17 protein-coding genes and 1 riboswitch are annotated in these 19210 nt (G+C 71.0%); of the genes, 13 read left to right on the plus strand and 4 right to left on the minus strand.

The genetic code is table 11. The features are described 5' to 3' along the window. Positions 1–44: 44 nt before the first annotated feature. Positions 45–1067 carry a terpene synthase family protein gene (locus tag ACN6LM_RS33830; protein ID WP_445069212.1) on the minus strand — a complete coding sequence of 341 codons (1023 nt, stop codon included), beginning with the start codon at positions 1065–1067 and terminating at the stop codon, positions 45–47. A gap of 317 nt (positions 1068–1384) precedes the next feature. Here ACN6LM_RS33830 and ACN6LM_RS33835 point away from each other — a divergent pair, with 317 nt between their 5' ends. From ACN6LM_RS33835 to ACN6LM_RS33850, 4 genes are all read left to right on the plus strand, one after another. Then, positions 1385–2851: a GuaB1 family IMP dehydrogenase-related protein gene (locus ACN6LM_RS33835; RefSeq protein WP_445069213.1), complete on the plus strand. Its 1467-nt coding sequence runs from the start codon at positions 1385–1387 to the stop codon at positions 2849–2851. A 131-nt stretch (positions 2852–2982) separates the two neighbouring features. After that, positions 2983–3438 (plus strand): Lrp/AsnC family transcriptional regulator, encoded by a 456-nt coding sequence (locus ACN6LM_RS33840; RefSeq protein WP_018103925.1) that lies wholly within the window; start codon positions 2983–2985, stop codon positions 3436–3438. Between the two features lie 194 nt (positions 3439–3632). Continuing rightward, positions 3633–4430: a carbon-nitrogen hydrolase family protein gene (locus ACN6LM_RS33845; RefSeq protein ID WP_445069214.1), complete on the plus strand. Its 798-nt coding sequence runs from the start codon at positions 3633–3635 to the stop codon at positions 4428–4430. A gap of 53 nt (positions 4431–4483) precedes the next feature. Continuing rightward, a complete protein-coding gene (locus tag ACN6LM_RS33850; RefSeq protein WP_445069215.1) occupies positions 4484–6184 on the plus strand; it encodes a flavin monoamine oxidase family protein in 1701 nt (566 codons plus the stop codon). A 13-nt stretch (positions 6185–6197) separates the two neighbouring features. Here the strand turns inward: ACN6LM_RS33850 and ACN6LM_RS33855 are convergent, their stop codons facing one another. Next, positions 6198–7589 (minus strand): uracil-xanthine permease family protein, encoded by a 1392-nt coding sequence (locus ACN6LM_RS33855; protein ID WP_445069216.1) that lies wholly within the window; start codon positions 7587–7589, stop codon positions 6198–6200. A 155-nt stretch (positions 7590–7744) separates the two neighbouring features. Then, entirely contained in the window at positions 7745–8971 is a 1227-nt protein-coding gene (locus ACN6LM_RS33860) for an MFS transporter (protein ID WP_445069217.1), read from the minus strand. A gap of 122 nt (positions 8972–9093) precedes the next feature. Between ACN6LM_RS33860 and ACN6LM_RS33865 the strand changes: the two genes are divergently transcribed. Then, positions 9094–10272, plus strand: a complete 1179-nt coding sequence (locus ACN6LM_RS33865) for an ROK family transcriptional regulator (RefSeq protein ID WP_445069218.1) — start codon at positions 9094–9096, stop codon at positions 10270–10272. 96 nt (positions 10273–10368) lie between these two features. Here ACN6LM_RS33865 and ACN6LM_RS33870 read toward each other — a convergent pair whose 3' ends face one another. Then, positions 10369–12714 (minus strand): chitinase C-terminal domain-containing protein, encoded by a 2346-nt coding sequence (locus tag ACN6LM_RS33870; RefSeq protein ID WP_445069219.1) that lies wholly within the window; start codon positions 12712–12714, stop codon positions 10369–10371. A gap of 275 nt (positions 12715–12989) precedes the next feature. Beyond that, a riboswitch (FMN riboswitch) is annotated at positions 12990–13120 on the plus strand. 154 nt (positions 13121–13274) lie between these two features. Between ACN6LM_RS33870 and ribD the strand changes: the two genes are divergently transcribed. The 8 genes from ribD to ACN6LM_RS33910 all read left to right on the plus strand — a co-directional run bounded on the left by ribD (position 13275) and on the right by ACN6LM_RS33910 (position 19126). Then, positions 13275–14375: a bifunctional diaminohydroxyphosphoribosylaminopyrimidine deaminase/5-amino-6-(5-phosphoribosylamino)uracil reductase RibD gene (gene ribD, locus ACN6LM_RS33875; protein WP_445069220.1), complete on the plus strand. Its 1101-nt coding sequence runs from the start codon at positions 13275–13277 to the stop codon at positions 14373–14375. After that, positions 14376–14969 (plus strand): riboflavin synthase, encoded by a 594-nt coding sequence (locus ACN6LM_RS33880; protein WP_445069221.1) that lies wholly within the window; start codon positions 14376–14378, stop codon positions 14967–14969. Beyond that, positions 14966–15610 (plus strand): nicotinamide mononucleotide transporter family protein, encoded by a 645-nt coding sequence (locus ACN6LM_RS33885; RefSeq protein WP_266537991.1) that lies wholly within the window; start codon positions 14966–14968, stop codon positions 15608–15610. The genes ACN6LM_RS33880 and ACN6LM_RS33885 overlap by 4 nt, the downstream gene beginning before the upstream one ends. Next, positions 15607–16905 carry a bifunctional 3,4-dihydroxy-2-butanone-4-phosphate synthase/GTP cyclohydrolase II gene (locus ACN6LM_RS33890; protein WP_445069222.1) on the plus strand — a complete coding sequence of 433 codons (1299 nt, stop codon included), beginning with the start codon at positions 15607–15609 and terminating at the stop codon, positions 16903–16905. The genes ACN6LM_RS33885 and ACN6LM_RS33890 overlap by 4 nt, the downstream gene beginning before the upstream one ends. Before the next feature lie 29 nt (positions 16906–16934). Next, positions 16935–17420 (plus strand): 6,7-dimethyl-8-ribityllumazine synthase, encoded by a 486-nt coding sequence (gene ribH / locus ACN6LM_RS33895; protein WP_073967749.1) that lies wholly within the window; start codon positions 16935–16937, stop codon positions 17418–17420. Positions 17421–17454: 34 nt separating this feature from the next. Then, positions 17455–17727, plus strand: coding sequence for a phosphoribosyl-ATP diphosphatase (locus ACN6LM_RS33900; RefSeq protein WP_018103937.1), 273 nt, complete (start codon positions 17455–17457; stop codon positions 17725–17727). 63 nt (positions 17728–17790) lie between these two features. Continuing rightward, positions 17791–18639 carry an ATP phosphoribosyltransferase gene (gene hisG, locus ACN6LM_RS33905; protein ID WP_445069223.1) on the plus strand — a complete coding sequence of 283 codons (849 nt, stop codon included), beginning with the start codon at positions 17791–17793 and terminating at the stop codon, positions 18637–18639. 25 nt (positions 18640–18664) lie between these two features. Continuing rightward, on the plus strand, positions 18665–19126 hold the full coding sequence (locus tag ACN6LM_RS33910; protein ID WP_445069224.1) for a PH domain-containing protein: 462 nt from the start codon (positions 18665–18667) through the stop codon (positions 19124–19126). Positions 19127–19210 lie beyond the last annotated feature (84 nt).

The following is a 19210-nucleotide window of genomic DNA, read 5'->3' on the forward strand; positions in this document are numbered from 1 at the left end:
CGAGCTGTCACCGACCGCTCGCCCCTCTCCCGTACCTCCGGCGCTCAGTCCTGGGAGACGCCCAGGACCGTGGACTCCAGATACTGCTCCGGCTGCTCGTACTGGCTGACGTCGGCCGGGTTGTAGCGGGGGGTCTGCCGGGACCAGTCGAGATTGCCGCGCATCCAGCTGCGCATGCCGTCGAGATACGGCTCCAGCATCCCCGCGAGCTGCGGATACGCCTCCAGCAGCTCGCGCTCCGCCGTCAGGAAGCGCTCCGTCTCGACGGCGAGTTCCGCGCAGACGTGCTCCAGCGCCTGCTGCTTGCCGTAGCCGCGGTGGTGGCGGACCAGGTGGACGAGGTTGTGGATCTCCCCGAGCACCTGCTCCTTCTCGTAGGAATACACGTCGTTGGCCCAGCAGACGTGGTTGCAGGACGCTTCGAGGGCGGTGATGAACCGGGGGTCGTTGTGGATCGAGGAGGGCGCCTCGATGCCGGCGACGATCTCTATCAGGTCCATGCAGACGATGATCGCGCCGGTGTGGCGGCGCTTCTCTATGTACAGCTCCTCCGAGGGCACCACGCCCGCCGCCCGGTTCCCGGCCTCCCAGGTGGTGGCGGTGGTGAGGTACTTCTTCAGGTGCCAGGCGAACCTGCGCCGCCAGTGCACCGCCGCGGTCGGTGTCGTACGTTGCCACAGGTCGATGAGGGCCACCACGGCGGCGGGCAGCTCCTCGTTCTCCAGCACTCCGGTTCGGGTTCCCTCGACCACCGCCAGCATCAGGGCGACGACGTCCCGCACCCGCTCCGGACTCCGGCCGAGATGGCCGTCGTCCAGCTGGTCGTCCACAAGGAAGAGCCAGACGAACCAGTCGGCGACCAGATCGAGATTCTCACTGTCGGCGGTCGGGTAGACCATGCCGACGAACGCGCCGAAGTCGGCCTGCTCGAAACGCTCCCTGGCTGAATCCCGGTGCACCAGACCGGTGTTGCGGGTCCAGGTGTCCAAATGCTCCCGTACGTGGGCGACGTGCGGGTTCGTCCGCTGGGGGAACGGGCAGTAGATGTCCGGAAGTTCGTTCTCCACGGGCGGGTCGTGATCCTCTCCGGTCGTACGGGTGACGGAAGTTGAGCACGATCCGTCCGTTCCTCCGGGGCGTTGTGGTGACCCACGGGACCTGCGGGTTTGAAGCTACCTGACCCCCTGTCACCAGGTCCAGGGCAGATGATCGGGAATGGTTGAAAGCTGTTCGGGTAAGGTCTCGGGGCAAGGCAGGTGGCACTTGCCCGGGACTCCCGCAGCGGTTCCTGCGACTTCGTTCGTAGGAACATACGAGTGTGGGAGTCATTTGCTGTGTCTTCGTGGAAGCGACCTGCGCCATTTCGTATGAAAAAATGAGTGTTATGCGTTTTCTTGAGCCCGGCACCGGTCGCTATACAGAGTCCCCCTCGGTCCCGTACGACCTCACGTACGACGACGTCTTCATGGTTCCGGGCCGGTCGGCGGTCGGATCGCGCCAGGGTGTCGACCTCTCCTCGCCCGACGGCAGCGGCACCACCATCCCCCTCGTGGTCGCGAACATGACCGCGATCGCGGGCCGCCGGATGGCCGAGACCATCGCCCGCCGCGGCGGCCTCGTCGTCATCCCGCAGGACATCCCGATCGAGGTCGTCACCGAGGTCATCTCCTGGGTCAAGACGCGCCACCTGGTGCTCGACACGCCCATCGAGCTGTCGCCGGGCCAGACCGTCGCCGACGCGCTGTCCCTGCTGCACAAGCGCGCGCACGGCGCCGGAGTCGTCGTGGACGCCGACCGCCGGCCCGTCGGCGTGGTCACCGACCACGACCTGTCCGGCGTGGACCGCTTCACCCAGCTCTCCGAGGTCATGTCCAAGGACCTGGTCCTGCTGGACGCGGACATCGACCCGCGCGACGCCTTCAACAAGCTGGACGGCGCCAACCGCAAGCTCGCCCCCGCCGTCGACGCGGACGGCCGCCTCGTCGGCATCCTCACCCGCAAGGGCGCCCTGCGCGCCACGCTCTACAGCCCCGCCACCGACGCGGCCGGCAAGCTCCGGATCGCCGCCGCCGTCGGCATCAACGGCGACGTGGCCGGCAAGGCGAAGCAGCTCCTCGACGCCGGGGTGGACACCCTCGTCGTGGACACCGCGCACGGCCACCAGGAGTCCATGATCAACGCGGTGCGCGCGGTCCGGGCGCTGGACCCGCAGGTGCCGATCGTGGCGGGCAACATCGTCGCCGCCGAGGGTGTGCGCGACCTCATCGAGGCCGGCGCGGACATCATCAAGGTCGGCGTCGGACCCGGCGCCATGTGCACCACCCGCATGATGACCGGCGTGGGCCGCCCCCAGTTCTCGGCCGTGCTGGAGTGCGCCGCCGAGGCGAAGAAGTACGGCAAGCACGTCTGGGCCGACGGCGGGGTCCGCCACCCGCGCGACGTGGCCATGGCACTCGCGGCCGGCGCGTCCAACGTGATGATCGGCTCCTGGTTCGCCGGCACGTACGAGTCCCCGGGCGACCTCCAGCAGGCCGCGGACGGGCGCTTCTACAAGGAGTCCTTCGGCATGGCGTCGGCGCGCGCCGTGAAGAACCGGACCTCCGACGAGTCCGCGTACGACCGGGCCCGCAAGGCGCTCTTCGAGGAGGGCATCTCCACCTCGCGGATGTTCCTGGACCCGGCGCGCCCCGGAGTCGAGGACCTGGTCGACTCGATCATCGCGGGTGTCCGCTCCTCCTGCACGTACGCGGGCGCGGCCTCCCTCGCGGAGTTCGCCGAGAAGGCCGTCGTCGGCGTCCAGAGCGCGGCAGGCTACGCGGAGGGCAAGCCGCTGCACGCCAGCTGGAGCTAGGGGGCTGTCCGGCCCCGATCCGCCGGACGAACCCCGACCCGTGGTCTACTGCCGGGGGGCGGCACGCGCTGCCCCCCGGCACAGTCATGCCCGGCTCCGTCCGTGCCCCGCAGAGAAGTGACCCGTACGACGTGCGACTGAACGACCTCGACGAACGCATCGTCCACGCCCTGGCCGAGGACGCCCGCCGCTCCTACGCCGACATCGGCTCGATCATCGGCCTGTCCGCGCCCGCCGTGAAACGCCGGGTGGACCGGCTGCGCGCCGAGGGGGCCATCACCGGGTTCACCGTGCGGGTCGACCCGGCGGCGCTCGGCTGGGAGACCGAGGGGTACATCGAGATCTACTGCAGCCGCAACACGTCCCCGGAGTCCATCAAGCAGGGCCTCGCCCGCTACCCCGAGGTCGCCTCCGCGTCCACGGTCACCGGCGACGCGGACGCGCTGGTCCAGGTCTTCGCGGCGGACATGCGGCACTTCGAACAGGTCCTGGAGCGGATCGCGGGGGAGCCGTACGTGGAACGGACGAAGTCCGTGCTGGTGCTCTCGCCGCTGCTGCGGCGGTACTCGTCGGGGTCCCCGGGGTAGCCCTCCCGCGGGGGAGCCGCCCCGGGTGACCCGACAGGCTGGACGACCACGGGCTCACACAACGAATCGCCGCCCCCCGCCCGAACCGCGCAACGGATCGGCCGTCGGTGCGCAACGGTCGCGCCTTGTCCGGGCCGAATCGCGGAACGTACCGTTTCTACGTCCCCGCCCCGCCGTATCGTCCGAGGTCAGCCATGCCGCCGTTGCGCACCGCCCTGCTCCAGAGCTCCGGGCGTCCCGGCTCGGTCGCCGGCTCCGTCGAGCTGCTGGCGGACGCCGCGCGCCGCGCCGCCGGCACCGGGGCCCGGCTCCTGGTCTGCCCCGAGCTGTACCTCACCGGGTACGCGATCGGCGACGACGTCCCCCGGCTGGCCGAGGCGGCCGACGGGCCCGCCGCCCGCGCCGTCGCGGAGATCGCCGTGCGGCACGGGATCGCCGTGCACTACGGCTACCCCGAGCGCGACGGCGACACCCTGTACAACTCCGCGCAGCTCATCGGCCCCGACGGCACCACGCTCGCCAACTACCGCAAGACCCACCTCTTCGGGGACTTCGAGCAGCACTGGTTCACCCCCGGCGGGCAGCCCGTGGTCCAGGCCGAGCTGGACGGCGTCCGGATCGGCTTGCTGACCTGCTACGACGTCGAGTTCCCGGAGAACGTACGGGCGCACGCCCTGGCCGGCACCGACCTCCTGCTGGTCCCGACCGCGCTGATGCACCCCTTCTCGTTCGTCGCCGAATACCTCGTCCCGGTCCGCGCCTTCGAGAGCCAGCTCTACATCGCGTACGTCAACCGGACCGGACCGGAAGGCGCGTTCGACTTCACCGGGCTGAGCTGCCTGGCCGGACCCGACGGCACGGTCCGTGCCCGTGCGGGGCGCGGCGACGAGCTGGTCACCGCCGAGGTCGACCTCGCCCTGCTCGCGGACTCGCGGGCCGCCAATCCGTACCTCCGCGACCGCCGCCCCGGCCTGTACGGCTCCCTCGTCTGAGCCCGGCCCGCCACCTCCACGTCTTCGCCCGTACCGCAAGGAGCCCGTACCCCATGACCGCCGTGCCCCCCGCCGTCCAGCACACCGAGGAAGCGGCCCCGCCGATCACCATGTTCGGGCCGGACTTCCCGTACGCCTACGACGACTTCCTCGCCCACCCGGCGGGCCTGGGCCAGATACCGGCGACCGAGCACGGCACGGAGGTGGCCGTCATCGGCGGCGGGCTCTCCGGCATCATCACCGCGTACGAGCTGATGAAGATGGGCCTGAAGCCCGTCGTGTACGAGGCCGACCGCATCGGGGGACGGCTGCGCACCGTCGAGTTCGACGGCTGCGCCACCGACGGCGAGCCGCTCACCGCCGAGATGGGCGCGATGCGCTTCCCGCCCTCCTCCACCGCCCTCCAGCACTACATCGACCTCGTGGGCCTGGAGACGAAGCCGTTCCCCAACCCGCTCTGCCCGGCGACCCCTTCGACCGTGGTCGACCTCAAGGGCGAGTCGCACTACGCCAGGACCATCGACGAACTCCCGCAGGTCTACCGCGATGTGATGGACGCCTGGAACCGCTGCCTGGAGGAGGGCGCCGACTTCTCCGACATGAACCGGGCGATGCGCGAGCGCGACGTGGACCGGATCAGGGAGATCTGGTCCCGGCTGGTCGAGAAGCTGGACAACCAGACCTTCTACGGCTTCCTCTGCGACTCCGACGCCTTCAAGTCCTTCCGGCACCGTGAGATCTTCGGCCAGGTCGGCTTCGGCACCGGCGGCTGGGACACCGACTTCCCCAACTCCATCCTGGAGATCCTGCGCGTCGTCTACACCGAGGCGGACGACCACCACCGCTCCATCGTCGGGGGCAGCCAGCAGCTCCCGCTGCGGCTGTGGGAGCGCGAGCCGCGGAAGATCACGCACTGGCCGCTCGGCACCTCGCTGTCCTCGCTGCACGGCGGCGAGCCGCGCGGGGCCGTCACCCGGCTGAACCGTACGGCCGGCAACCGGATCACCGTCACCGACGCCTCCGGCGACATCCGCACCTTCCGGGCGGCCGTCTTCACCGGCCAGTCCTGGCTGCTGCTCTCCAAGATCGCCTGCGACGACGCGCTCTTCCCGATCGACCACTGGACGGCGATGGAGCGCACCCACTACATGGAGTCGTCCAAGCTGTTCGTGCCCGTCGACCGGCCGTTCTGGCTGGACAAGGACGAGACCACCGGCCGCGACACGATGTCGATGACGCTGACCGACCGGATGACCCGGGGCACGTACCTGCTGGACGACGGACCGGACCGGCCGGCGAGCATCTGCCTCTCGTACACCTGGTGCGACGACAGCCTGAAGTGGCTGCCGCTCTCGGCGGCCGAGCGGATGGACGTCATGCTGAAATCGCTCGGCGAGATCTACCCGAACGTCGACATCCGCAGCCACATCACCGGCAACCCGGTCACCGTCTCCTGGGAGAACGAGCCGTGGTTCATGGGCGCGTTCAAGGCCAACCTGCCCGGCCACTACCGCTACCAGCGGCGCCTGTTCACCCACTTCATGCAGGACCGGCTGCCCGCCGACAAGCGGGGCCTGTTCCTGGCCGGTGACGACATCTCCTGGACGGCCGGCTGGGCCGAGGGTGCCGTGCAGACCGCGCTGAACGCGGTGTGGGGCGTGATGACCCACTTCGGCGGCGCGACCGACGCGACCAACCCCGGCCCCGGCGACCGCTTCGACGAGCTGGCCCCGGTCGAACTCCCCGAGGACTGAGCGGGTTCCCCGGTCACGAATCCGTGGCCGGGCGTTCCTCGTCGTAGGCGGACGTGCCCGAGTCGAGCAGCGGCTCCTGCGTCTTGAGGTGCGCCGGGGCGAACGCCCGCAGCACGTGGTAGCCGGTGATCACGACGATGGTGCCGAGCGCGATCCCGCTCAGCTCGAAGTTGTCCGTGATCTTCAGGCTGACCCCGCCGACGCCGATGATGATGCCCGCCGCCGCCGGCACCAGGTTCAGCGGATTGCGCAGGTCCACCTTGGCGTTCAGCCAGATCTGGGCGCCGAGCAGGCCGATCATGCCGTACAGGATGACGGTGATGCCGCCCAGCACCCCGCCGGGGATCGCGGCGACGACGGCGCCGAACTTCGGGCAGAGACCGAAGAGCAGGGCGAAGCAGGCGGCGGCCCAGTAGGCGGCGGTGGAGTACACCCGGGTCGCGGCCATCACGCCGATGTTCTCGGAGTACGTGGTGTTCGGCGGGCCGCCCACCGCCGTCGACAGCATCGACGCGGCACCGTCCGCCGCGATCGCCGTGCCCAGCTTGCCGTCCAGCGAGCGGCCGGTCATCTCGCCGACCGCCTTCACATGGCCGGCGTTCTCAGCGATCAGGGCGATGACGACGGGCAGGGCGACCAGGATCGCCGACCACTCGAAGCTCGGCGCGTGGAACGAGGGCAGCCCGACCCAGTCGGCCTTCCCGACGCCCGAGAGGTCCAGCCGCCAGTGGTCCACCGACTCGGCGCCGCCGGCGGGGGAGTGGATCTTGCCGAAGACCCGGTCGAGCAGCCAGGACAGCACGTAACCGAAGATCAGCCCCAGGAAGATCGCGATCCGGGAGAAGAAGCCGCGCAGGCAGACCACGGCCAGACCGGTGAAGAGCATCACCAGCAGAGCCGTCCACTGGTCCTGCGGCCAGTACGTCGACGCGGTCACCGGCGCGAGGTTGAAGCCGATGAGCATGACCACCGCGCCCGTCACCACGGGCGGCATCGCCGCGTGGATGATCCGCGCACCGAACCGCTGCACGGCGAGACCGGCCAGGAAGAGCACCACGCCGACCACGAAGACCGCGCCGGTCACCACCGCGCTGTCGCCGCCGCTCGCCCGGATCGTGGCGGCGACGCCGACGAACGAGAGCGAGCAGCCCAGGTAGCTCGGCACCTGCCCGCGGGTGGCCAGCAGGAAGATGGCCGTCGCGACGCCCGACATCATGATGGCCAGGTTGGGGTCGAGCCCCATGAGGACCGGCGAGACGAACGACGCGCCGAACATGGCGACCACGTGCTGCGCGCCGAGCCCGAAGGTGCGGGGCCAGGAGAGCCGCTCGTCCGGGCGGACCACCGCTCCCGGCGCGGGTGTCTTCCCGTCGCCGTGCAAGGTCCAGCGCACGCCGAGGCCCATGGTTGCTCCCTGTGTGTAGGTGCGTGAGCCCGTGCCGGCCGGGCACGGCGCTCGTCGCGGAAAAGATCAGCGCCATGGTAGTGCCGCCCGGTCCGCACCCCTCGGCCGGACCCACCCGTTCCGGTTCGCTGGTTTCGTGGCGCCCGGGGAAGGGGTCAGGCGCGGGGCCGGGCCGCCGCGTCCCGTACCGCCGCACCCTGGGACATCGGCTTGCGGTCACCGGCCCGCAGCACCCCCGCCCCCAGGACCAGACCGAACGCCAGCGCCGTCACCAGGCCGAACGACACGACCAGCGAGGTCGCCTCGGCCAGCGAACCGATCGCCGACGGGGCGATGAGGCCGGAGGTGTACGTGATCGTCGCGACGCCCGCGATGGCCTGGGCCGGCTTGGGCCCGCTGCGCCCGGCCGCCGCGAAGGCGAGCGGGACCACCACGGCGATGCCGAGTCCCATCATCCCGAACCCGCACATCGCGAGCGCCACGTGCGGAGCGGTGACCACCAGCACCCCGCCGAGCGTGGCCAGGACGCCTCCGGCCCGTACGGTGCGCACCGCGCCGAAGCGGTCGACCACGCGGTCTCCGGCGATCCGGGCGATCGCCATCGTCAGCGCGAACGCGGTGGTGGCCACGGCCGCGAGACCGGCCGAGCTGTCCAGCGTGTCGCGGAGGTAGACCGCCGACCAGTCGAGGCTGGCCCCCTCGGCGAACACCGCGCAGAAGCCCACCGCGCCGATGATCAGGGCCGACTTGGGCGGCAGCGCGAAGCGCGGCGGCGGCTCCTCGTCCGGCTCACTGCGCAGGTCGAACACCCACTGGCACACGATCAGGCCGAGCAGGGTCAGCACCACGGCGGCTATCAGGTGGTGCAGCCGGGCGTCGGTGCCCGCGTGGGCGGCGACCGTGCCCGCCGCCGACCCCAGCAGGGCGCCCACGCTCCACATGCCGTGCAGACCGGACATGATCGACTTGTCGAGGCGGTTCTCCACCTCGACCCCGAGCGCGTTCATCGCCACGTCGGAGACGCCCGCCGACGCGCCGTACACGAACAGCGCCGCGCACAGGGTGAGCAGATTGGGTGCCAGGGCGGGCAGGATCAGCGACAGCGTCCACATGGCCAGCAGCCCGCGCAGCGCGGTCCGCGCGCCGAAACGGTGGCTCACCGCGCCGGCCAGCGGCATCGCGATCGAGGCGCCGATCGCGGGGAAGGCCAGCGCGAGGCCCAGCTGGCCCGCGCTCACGCCCGCGTGGTCCTGGATCCAGGGGACCCGGGTGGCGAAACTGCCGGTCACCGATCCGTGCACGGTGAAGACCGCCGCGATGGCGTACCTGGCCCGCCGCACCTCCCTGGTGCTGAAGACCGTAGCCGTGGATGTGGTCGTCATATCGCCGTGCCCTCCCCTGAAGTCCTGTTCCACGATGCGGGCGCTAAACTATCAGGAACCCTGCCTGATAAATAGACCGTCCGTACGTCCCCGGTTCGGCGGTGATCTGGAAGGATTCCGGCATGCCCGCATCACCGAGCACCGCCCGGGCCATCAACGACCGGCTCGCCCTGCGCCTCCTCCAGCAGGACGGACCCCTGACGGCCACCCAGTTGAAGACCCTGACCGGGCTCTCCCGGCCGACCGTCGCGGACCTCGTGGAGCGCCTCCAGGGCGCGGGTCTGATCCATGTCGTCGGCGAGACCGGGGCCGACCGCCGGGGCCCCAACGCCCGGCTCTACGGCATCGTCGCGGACCGCGCGCTGCTGGCCGGGCTCGACGTGCGCACCGACAGCGTCGCCGTCGTCGTCGCCGATCTGCTGGGCGCGACGCTGGCCGAGGCGGTCCTGCCCATCGGCAGCGAGACCGCGGCCGACGACGCCGTCGAGCAGGCGGCGGCCCTGCTGGCCTCCACCGCCCGCAGCGCGGGCACGGCACCCCTGCACAGCGTCGGCATCGGCGCGCCGGGGCTGATCGACCCCGTCACCGGGGAGCTGCGGGACAGCAGCGGGCTGCCGTCCTGGCACCGCAGCCTGGTCCGGGCGCTCCAGGAGCGGCTGCCGGCGACGGTACTGGTCGAGAACGAGACGAACCTCGCCGCCGTCGCCGAGCACCGCGTCGGCGCGGCCCGCGACCACGACACGTTCGTCCTGCTCTGGCTGGGCCACGGGGTGGGGGCGGCGGTCGTACTCGACGGCAAGGTGCGCCGGGGGGCCTCGGGCGGCGCGGGCGAACTCGGCTTCCTGCCGGTCCCGGGCACGGTCGGCACACCCTCGGCCGTCAACTGCGAAGGGGGCTTCCACTCACTGGCCGGCTCGGCGCCGCTCTGCGAACTGGCCGCGCGGTACGGGATCGCCGTCACGGAGAAGGGCCAGGAGCCCGGCGCGGCGGCGGCCGTCCGGGCGGCGCTCGCGGGGGAGGGCGACAGCGAGGGCTTCCTCGGCGCCCTGGCCGACCGGATCGCGCTGGGCGCCGCCGCGGTGGCCTCCGTCCTCGACCCCGGGCTCGTCCTGCTCTCCGGCGAGGTGGGCCACGCGGGGGGCGACGCGCTGGCCGCCCGGGTCTCGGGGCGGCTGGAGGCGATGTCCCCGCTGCGGACGGAGGTCCGGGTGGGGCTGCTGGGCGGCACGGCGGTCCGCCGGGGGGCGTTGCTCGCGGCGCGGGAGGCCGCGCAGGATGTGCTGTTCGCCCCGGGCGCTTGATCCCGGTCCCGGTCCCGGTCCGGGGCCCTCGCGAGGCGCCCCGGACCGGCCTGCCGGTTCCGTCCTCGATCGCCGGACGGGCTCAAGAGGCAGGGCTCAGCAGGTGCCCAGGTCCTGCCAGACGCCCCACTCACCGGTGGTGCCGGGCTTCTCGCCCTTCGTCCACCACTTCGCCTTCCACTGGTGGCCGTCCTGGCTCACCGTCGTACCGGTGCCGTACTCCGCGCTCGCGCTCCACGCCGCCGCCGCGCACGTGCCGCCCGACGGGCCGGGGCTCGGGCCGGTGGAGCCGGACGGGTCGGGCGTGGGCGTCGAGCCGGTGCCCGGCTCGACCACGGTCGTGCCCCGGGCCAGGTCCGCCGCCAGCGCGTAGGACGTGCCGCCGAACGTCACCGTCCAGTTGGACGGCGTGGACGTCGGCAGGTAGTACACGAAGTCGACCTGGACCGACGCGCCGGGCGCCAGGCTCTGCCAGGACGGCAGCTTCAGCGAGACGCGGTTGTAGTCGCCCTTCAGCCCGCCGATGTTGTTCGCGGCGGTGTGGTCACTGCGCACGATCGTCGTACCGAAGCCCGACTGGTCCTTGGCGTTGGCGGGCGCCGAGGTGGAGTAGTCGAACTGGAACTCCGTGCCGCCCGGCAGCGTCGCCTTCGTGTTGTTGGTGATCTTCAGCTTGGGGCTGATCGGGTAGTTGGAGTCACCCAGCGGGAACTGGTCGAAGGAGACGTCGATGTCGAGCGCCTGCGCCGGCAGGTCGATCGTGGAGCGCTTAGCCCCGTACGGCGCGGCCTTCCTGAACGTGTCGTACATGGTCGAGGTGAGCGTGGAGCCGGGCTCGTACTGCCCCTTGGCCGCGTTCCAGCCGTAGTCGCCGGCCAGCTCCCAGATCATCGTGCCGCCGATGCCCTTGTCGGCCACGTAGTCCGCCTTGGCCTGCACGGACTGCTCGTCCTCGGTGGACAGGAAGACCTTCTTCTCGGCGTTCCACAGCCACGGCGCGACCAGCGTCGCGTCGTAGTTGCGGACGTAGGCGCCGGTCAGCTCGGTGTCCGCGGGGAACCCGTAGTCCGTGACGTAGTCGCCGACGATGCCCTTCTCCAGGTTCTTGGCGTGCCACATCGGGTTGGAGCCGGCGGGCGACTCCTTGCCGTTGGTGTCCAGGTCGTGCCAGAGGTTGTCGATGCCGACGGCACCGTCACCGCACTTGGTCAGCCCCGCCCCGGCCGGGCAGTCGGTCGAAGCCGCCTTGCCCCACAGGCCGTTGGTGCCGCCCTGCACGTTCTTGAAGCCGCGGGTGTAGTACGGCAGGCCGATGTTGATACGGCCCGACGGCATCGAGCCGCGGAAGTAGTGGTAGGCCCAGTCCGTGTTGAGGTAGCCGGTGCCGCCGTACTGCGAGGTCGAGTAGACGCTCGCCTGGGCGAGCTCCGCGTCCTTGCCGTCGTCGTAGAGCGCGGCGTTGGGGCCGACGTACTCGTTCCAGGCGCCGTGCAGGTCGTACGACATGATGTTGACGTAGTCCAGGTATTTCTGGACCTGGAACGTCTCCATGCCGCGCAGCAGATAGCCCGACGAGGGCGCGGCGACGCTGAGCAGGTAGTGGTGGCCGTCTGCGGCGGAGGCCCGGTCCAGTTTCTCGCGCAGGGTCTTCATCAGCGCGGCGTAGCCCTTGACCAGACCGGCACGGCGGGCGTTGGACAGCGTCCAGTCCAGCGGGTTGCCGGCGTCCTTCATGGTGGTCGGGTACTCGTAGTCGATGTCGACGCCGTTGAAGCCGTACTTCCGGATGAAGTCGACCGCCGAGTTCGCGAAGGTGTCGATCCCGGCCTGGTTGACCGAGCCGTCGGCGTTGGTGGCCATCGAGTAGAAGCCGCCCGAGCCGACCCGCTCGCCGTCGTCGCCGAAGTAGCCGCCGGTCTCGGCCCAGCCACCGACGGAGACCATCGTCTTCACGTTCGGGTACTGCTTCTTGAACTTGCCGAGCAGGTTGAAATGGCCCTTGTAGGGGAGGTCCGGGTCCATTTCGGCGCCCTTGACGCCCGGCCAGGTCATGCCGGTGGAGGCGTTTTCCGGCCCATCCGCGCCGACCGAGAGCTTGTTGGCTCCGTCGACGTGGGCGAAGGCGTAGTTGAGGTGGGTGACCTTGTCCCAGGGGATGTCGGAGGCCAGGTAGGCGGGCTTGCCGTCCTTGCCGGTCCGCCAGTTGGTGAAGTAGCCGATGACGCGCCGGGGGTGGTCGGCGCCCATCTTCTCGCGGCCCTCGGAGTCGTACACGGAGCAGTAGGGGACGGAGACGCCCGGTGTCTCGTAGAGCCCGTCGGGGCGACAGGACTCCTGGTCGGCGGCTTGCGAGGGGGTCGCGGAGAGCGAGCCGATCAGCAGCGCGGCGATGCCTGCGCCGGCGGCGAGGAGCGAGGCTCTCGCACGGGTGGGGGACAGCACGTTCGGTTCCTCCTGGGGAGGTCGGCAGAACACAACTGAACAAGGGGGTGGGCCGTGCCTGGTCCCGGGCGTGCGCACACCGCGGAACCGCTCCTCGGAGGTGACGCAGAGATTAAGAGGACTAGACCAGTGCGTCAATAGGTCTGGACCAATCGCGGTTCATTCCTGCGCGGATGTCCGAAAGGGGCCTTGTCACGTGCTGTCTGTGAGCCACTCCACAGCGTTCACCCGGTTGGCCTCTGCCGGGTCGTGGCACACTGATCGTGTACCAGCAGCAGCGCACTCCGGGGTCGGTGCAATTCCGAACCGGCGGTTACAGTCCGCGACCCGTCCGCATCCAGCGGCCGGTTGACCAGGTGAAATTCCTGGACCGACGGTTAAAGTCCGGATGGGAGGCAGTGCGCGGCGGGCCGTTTCGCGGGTACGCCGCCGTCGGCGGAGGTTCCGGACCACCGGACCCCTCCGTGTTTTCCGGCTTCAGGCGTCCCTGTCGTGCGTTCCGCTTCTCTGTCGTCATCGACAGGCCCCGGAGTCCGTGCCCGAAGAGGCAGGAGGACCCGGTGGACACCGCAGCCGACACCACCGCCATGCGCCGAGCCATCGCGCTCGCCGCCCGCGGTCTCGGCTCCACCAGCCCCAACCCGGTCGTCGGATGCGTCGTCCTCGACGCCGCCGGAGAGACCGCGGGCGAAGGATTCCACCAGCGCGCCGGCGGCCCGCACGCCGAGATCCACGCCCTGCGCGCGGCCGGCGACCGGGCCCGCGGTGGCACCGCCTACGTCACCCTCGAACCGTGCAACCACACCGGCCGCACCGGCCCCTGCGCCCAGGCGCTCATCGAGGCCGGGATCGCCCGTGTCGTGTACGCGGTCGGCGACCCGGACCCGCAGGCCACCGGTGGCGCCGAAACGCTCCGCGCCGCCGGGGTCCGGGCCGAGGCGGGCCTCCTCGCCGACGAGGCCGAGGCGGGCAACGCCGCCTGGCTCACCTCCGTCCGCCGCGGCCGGCCGCACCTCACCTGGAAGTACGCGGCGAGCCTGGACGGCCGGGTCGCCGCCGCCGACGGCACCAGCCGCTGGATCAGCTCCGCGGAGTCCCGCGCCGACGTGCACCGGCTGCGCGCCGAGGCCGACGCGGTCCTCGTCGGCTCCGGCACCGCCCGCGCCGACGACCCCCAGCTCGGGGTGCGCGGCATCAAGGGTGCCGTCCAGCCCCTGCGCGTCGTCATGGACACCCGCGCCACCGCCGTACGGCCCGGCGCCCGGGTCCTCGACGCCACCGCGCCCACCCTGATCGCGGTCGCCGAGGACGCGGACACCGGCCACCTGCCCCACGAGGTGGTCCTGCGGCTGCCCCGCGCGGCCGGGGGCCCCGGTCTCGACCCGGCCGCCCTGCTCGCCGCCCTCCACGAGCGCGGCGTGCGCTCCGTACTCCTCGAAGGCGGCCCGGTCCTGGCCGGCGCCTTCGTCGCCGCGGGACTCGTCGACAAGGTCGTCGGCTATCTCGCCCCCGTCCTCATCGGCGCGGGCCCCGCCGCCCTCGCCGACGCCGGAATCTCCACGATCACCGAGGCGTTGCGCCTCGACGTGACGGAGACCGTCCGCATCGGCCCCGATCTGCGCGTCACCGCCGTCCCCGGCCCCGCCCGGAAGGAGAACTGAATGTTCACCGGAATCGTCGAAGAACTGGGCGAGGTCACCGCCGTCGAGCAACTGGACGACGCCTCCCGCTTCCGCCTGCGCGGACCCGTCGTCACCGAGGGCGCCAAGCACGGGGACTCGATCGCCGTGAACGGCGTCTGCCTGACCGTCGTGGACCTCGGCGAGCACGAGTTCACCGCCGACGTGATGGCCGAGACGCTGAACCGCTCCAGCCTAGGCGCCCTGACCACCGGCTCCCGCGTCAACCTCGAACGCCCCATGGCGCTCGGCGGACGCCTCGGCGGCCACATCGTCCAGGGGCACGTCGACGGCACCGGCCGCATCCTGGAGCGCCGCCCCTCCGAGAACTGGGAGATCGTCAAGATCTCGCTCCCGGACGCTCTCACCCGGTACGTGGTGGAGAAGGGCTCGATCACCGTGGACGGCGTCAGCCTGACCGTGGTGGACGCCGGACCGGACTACTTCACCATCAGCCTCATCCCCACCACCCTCGCGCTGACCACGCTCGGCATCAAGGGGCCCGGCGACCCGGTCAACCTGGAAGTGGACGTCATCGCCAAGTACGTCGAGCGGCTGCTGGGAGACTCGAAGTGAGCGCGCTGCACTGGCTGAACTCCGAGGCGTTCACCGTCCTCGACCAGCACATCATCTGGTCCGACATGATCGGCAACACCGTCGGCCTCGTCGCCCTCGCGCTCGGCTGGCTGCGCTCGATCTGGACCTGGCCCGCCCAGCTCCTGTCCGGCGTCGTGCTGGTCGCCGCCAACGTCTCCGTCCAGCAGGCGGGCAGCGTCGGCAAGCAGGTCATCGTCATCGCGGTCGCCGTCTGGGGCTGGCAGCAGTGGACCCGGGGCAGGCAGCAGGCCCAGGACGGCTCCATAGCGGTCCGGTTCGCGACCTGGCGCGAACGCGGCTACCTGGTCGGCGGGGCGGCCCTCGGCACCCTCGCGGTCGGCGGCCTGTTCACCGCCTTCCCCTCGCTCTCCTGGAGCCCGTGGGCGGACGCCTACATCTTCGCCGGCACGCTGGTCGCGATGCTCGCCCAGGCGCGCGGCATGGTCGAGTTCTGGTTCGCCTGGCTCCTGGTCGACCTCGTCGGCGTCCCGCTGAACTTCCACAGCGGACTCGCCTTCTCCGGTCTCATCTACGTCGTCTACGGCGCCCTCGTCCTGTGGGGCATGCGCGACTGGTGGCTGCGTACGCGGACACCCGCTCTGGAAGGAGCCACGGCATGACTGCCCAGCCCACCTGGTTGCACCGGGAACACGACGTGCCCGTCGAGGACCTGGCCCTCGACCCCGTCGAGCAGGCCATCCGCGACATCGCGGCGGGACGGCCCGTCGTGGTCGTGGACGACGAGGACCGCGAGAACGAGGGCGACCTCGTCATCGCCGCCGAGAAGGCCACACCCGAGATCGTCGCGTTCATGATGAGCGAGTGCCGCGGGCTGATCTGCGCGCCCATGGAGAGCGACGAGCTGGAACGGCTCGAACTGCCCCAGATGGTGGACCACAACACCGAGTCGATGAAGACCGCCTTCACGGTCTCCGTCGACGCCACGGCCGCCCACGGCGTCTCCACCGGCATCTCCGCCGCCGACCGCGCCACCACGCTCCGCCTGCTCGCGGGCGGCGCGGCGGGCCCCGGTGACTTCGTGCGCCCCGGTCACGTCTTCCCGCTGCGCGCCTGCTCCGGCGGGGTCCTGGTGCGCAACGGCCACACCGAGGCCGCCGTCGACCTCGCCCGGCTCGCCGGACTCAGGCCCGCCGGGGCGATCGTCGAGATCGCCGGCGAGGACGGTGTCATGCTGCGGCTGCCCCAGCTGGTGCCGTTCGCCCGCAAGCACGGCCTCACGATCATCTCCATCGAGGACCTGATCGCGTACCGGCGCAGCAACGAGCCGACCGTCCGCCGCGAGGCCGAGGTCCGGCTCCCGACCCGTTTCGGCGCGTTCACCGCGTACGGCTACCGCTCCACCGTGGACGGCGTCGAACACGTCGCCCTGGTCCACGGCGACCTCGGGGACGGCGAGAACGTCCTGGTCCGGGTCCACTCCGAGTGCCTGACCGGCGACATCTTCGCGTCCGAGCGCTGCGACTGCGGTCCCCAGCTGCACGCCTCCATGGAGCGCATCACGGACGAGGGGCGCGGCGTCGTCGTCTATCTGCGCGGCCACGAGGGCCGGGGCATCGGCCTGCTCTCCAAGCTGCGCGCGTACGAACTCCAGGAGCGCGGCGTCGACACGCTCGACGCCAACCTGGAGCTCGGCCTGCCCGCCGACGCCCGGGACTACGCGGCGGGCGCCCAGATCCTCGACGACCTCGGCGTACGCAGCCTGCGCCTGATGACGAACAACCCGGACAAGACGGCCGCGCTCACCCGGCACGGCCTGACCGTCACCGGGCGCGAGCCGATGCCGGTCCAGGCCGGCGAGCACAACCTGCGGTACCTGCGCACCAAGCGGGACCGCATGGGACACGACCTGCCCTGGCTCGACGCGGTCCCCGCTTCGGCCTGCGGCAACCAGTAGCACACCCGTACAGAGAACCCAGGAGAGACATGAGCGGCAAGGGCGCACCCGAACTGTCCGTACGCAACTGCGGTGACCTCCGTGTGGCGGTCGTCGCCGCACAGTGGCACGAGAAGGTCATGGACGGGCTCGTCGACGGCGCCCTGCGCGCCCTGCACGAGCTGGGCATCGACGAGCCGACCCTGCTGCGGGTCCCGGGCAGCTTCGAGCTCCCCGTCGTCGCGAAGGTGCTGGCCGGGCGCGGGTACGACGCGATCGTCGCCCTCGGCGTGATCATCCGCGGCGGCACCCCGCACTTCGAATACGTGTCCCACGGCGTCACCAACGGCCTGACCCAGGTCGCCGTCGACACCGGCGTCCCGGTCGGCTTCGGCGTACTCACGTGCGACAACGAGGAGCAGGCGCTCGACCGCGCCGGTCTCGAAGGGTCCAACGAGGACAAGGGGCACGAAGCGGTCACCGCCGCGGTCGCCACCGCCGCCACACTGCGCTCGGTCAGCGAACCCTGGCGCTGAGTGCGGGCCGGACACCCCGTATTCTGAGCACATCATGGCGAACAAAACCTTCGAAGAGCTCTTCGCCGAGCTGCAGCTCAAGGCCGCCAACGGCGACCCCTCCACCTCCCGCACCGCCGAACTGGTGGAGAAGGGGGTCCATGCCATCGGCAAGAAGGTCGTCGAGGAGGCCGCCGAAGTCTGGATGGCCGCCGAGCACGAGAGCAAGGACGCCGCCGCCGAGGAGATCTCGCAGCTGCTGTACCACGTCCAGGTGATGATGGTCGCGCGCGGGATCTCCCTGGACGACGTCTACGCCCACCTCTGAGCCAGGCCCCGCACCCTCCCGTACGTCATCCCGCCACACCTTTCGCAAAGGAAACCCGACCTCATGCTGCGCATCGCCGTCCCCAACAAGGGTGCTATCTCCGGGCCTGCGATGGCGATGCTCCATGAGGCGGGCTACAAGCAGCGCAAGGAGTCGAAGGAACTCGTCCTGGTGGACCCCGCCAACGAGGTCGAGTTCTTCTACCTGCGCCCCCGCGACATCGCGATCTACGTCAGCTCGGGCCGTCTCGACATCGGCATCACCGGCCGTGACCTGCTGCTGGACTCCGGCGCCGAGGCCGAGGAGATCCTCCAGCTCGGCTTCGCCCGCTCCACCTTCCGTTACGCCACCAAGCCCGGGACCGTCACCGGACCCGAGGACTTCGACGGCCTGACGATCGCCACCTCCTACGAGGGCATCGTCGCCAAGCACCTCGCCGAAGCCGGCGTCAACGCCTCCGTCGTCCACCTCGACGGCGCCGTCGAGACCGCCATCGAACTCGGCGTCGCCCAGGTCATCGCGGACGTCGTGGAGACCGGCACCAGCCTGCGCAACGCCGGCCTCGACGTCATCGGCGAGCCCATCATGACCTCCGAGGCCGTCGTCATCCGGCGCACCGGCGCCCCCGCCGACGAGCCCAAGGTCCAGCAGTTCCTGCGCCGCCTCCAGGGCGTCCTGGTGGCCCGCAGCTACGTGATGATGGACTACGACTGCCGCGTCGAGCACCTGGAGCGCGCCGTCGCCCTCACGCCGGGCCTGGAGTCGCCGACCATCTCCCCGCTGCACCACGAGGGCTGGGTCGCCGTCCGCTCGATGGTCGCCGCCGCCGAGGCGCAGCGGATCATGGACGACCTGTACGACCTCGGCGCCCGCGCCATCCTCACCACCGCGATCCACGCCTGCCGTCTCTGACGGCGGGAGACGGAAGAAGAGCACGATGTCAGCCCCCGCACCCCGGCCCGGCCCGGCCCTGCCGGTCACCTTCCGGCCGACCCGCACCCGGGTGGTCCTGCTGACCGTCGGCGCGGTGATGTTCGCCGTCATCACCGTCGTCGCCTTCACCCTCGAACAGCTCAGCGGGGGCGAGCGGGTCAGCTTCGTCTTCACCGCGCTGCTCTTCTTCGGCGTCCTGGCGCTGCTCAGCCGCCCCAAGGTCGTCGCGGACGAGGAGGGCGTGACGGTGGTCAACCTCACGCGCAGCCGCCGTCTCTCCTGGGCCCAGATCGTCCGCGTCAACCTGCGGGCGGGCGACCCGTGGGTCTTCCTCGACCTCAGCGACGGCACCAGCATGCCCGCCCTCGGCATCCAGCCCGGCATCGCCAAACAGCGGGCCATCCAGGACGCCCGGGCGCTCCGCGCGCTCGCCGAGAGCCGCGGCACGGGCACGGACAACGGCTAGGGCGTGTTTCGAAAGTAGCGCCGTCCGCCCGCCCGGCAGGCGGGACTTTCGAAACACGCCCTAGAAGGCGTCTTGTCGGTCCGG

The organism is Streptomyces sp. SAS_281, from assembly GCF_052542855.1.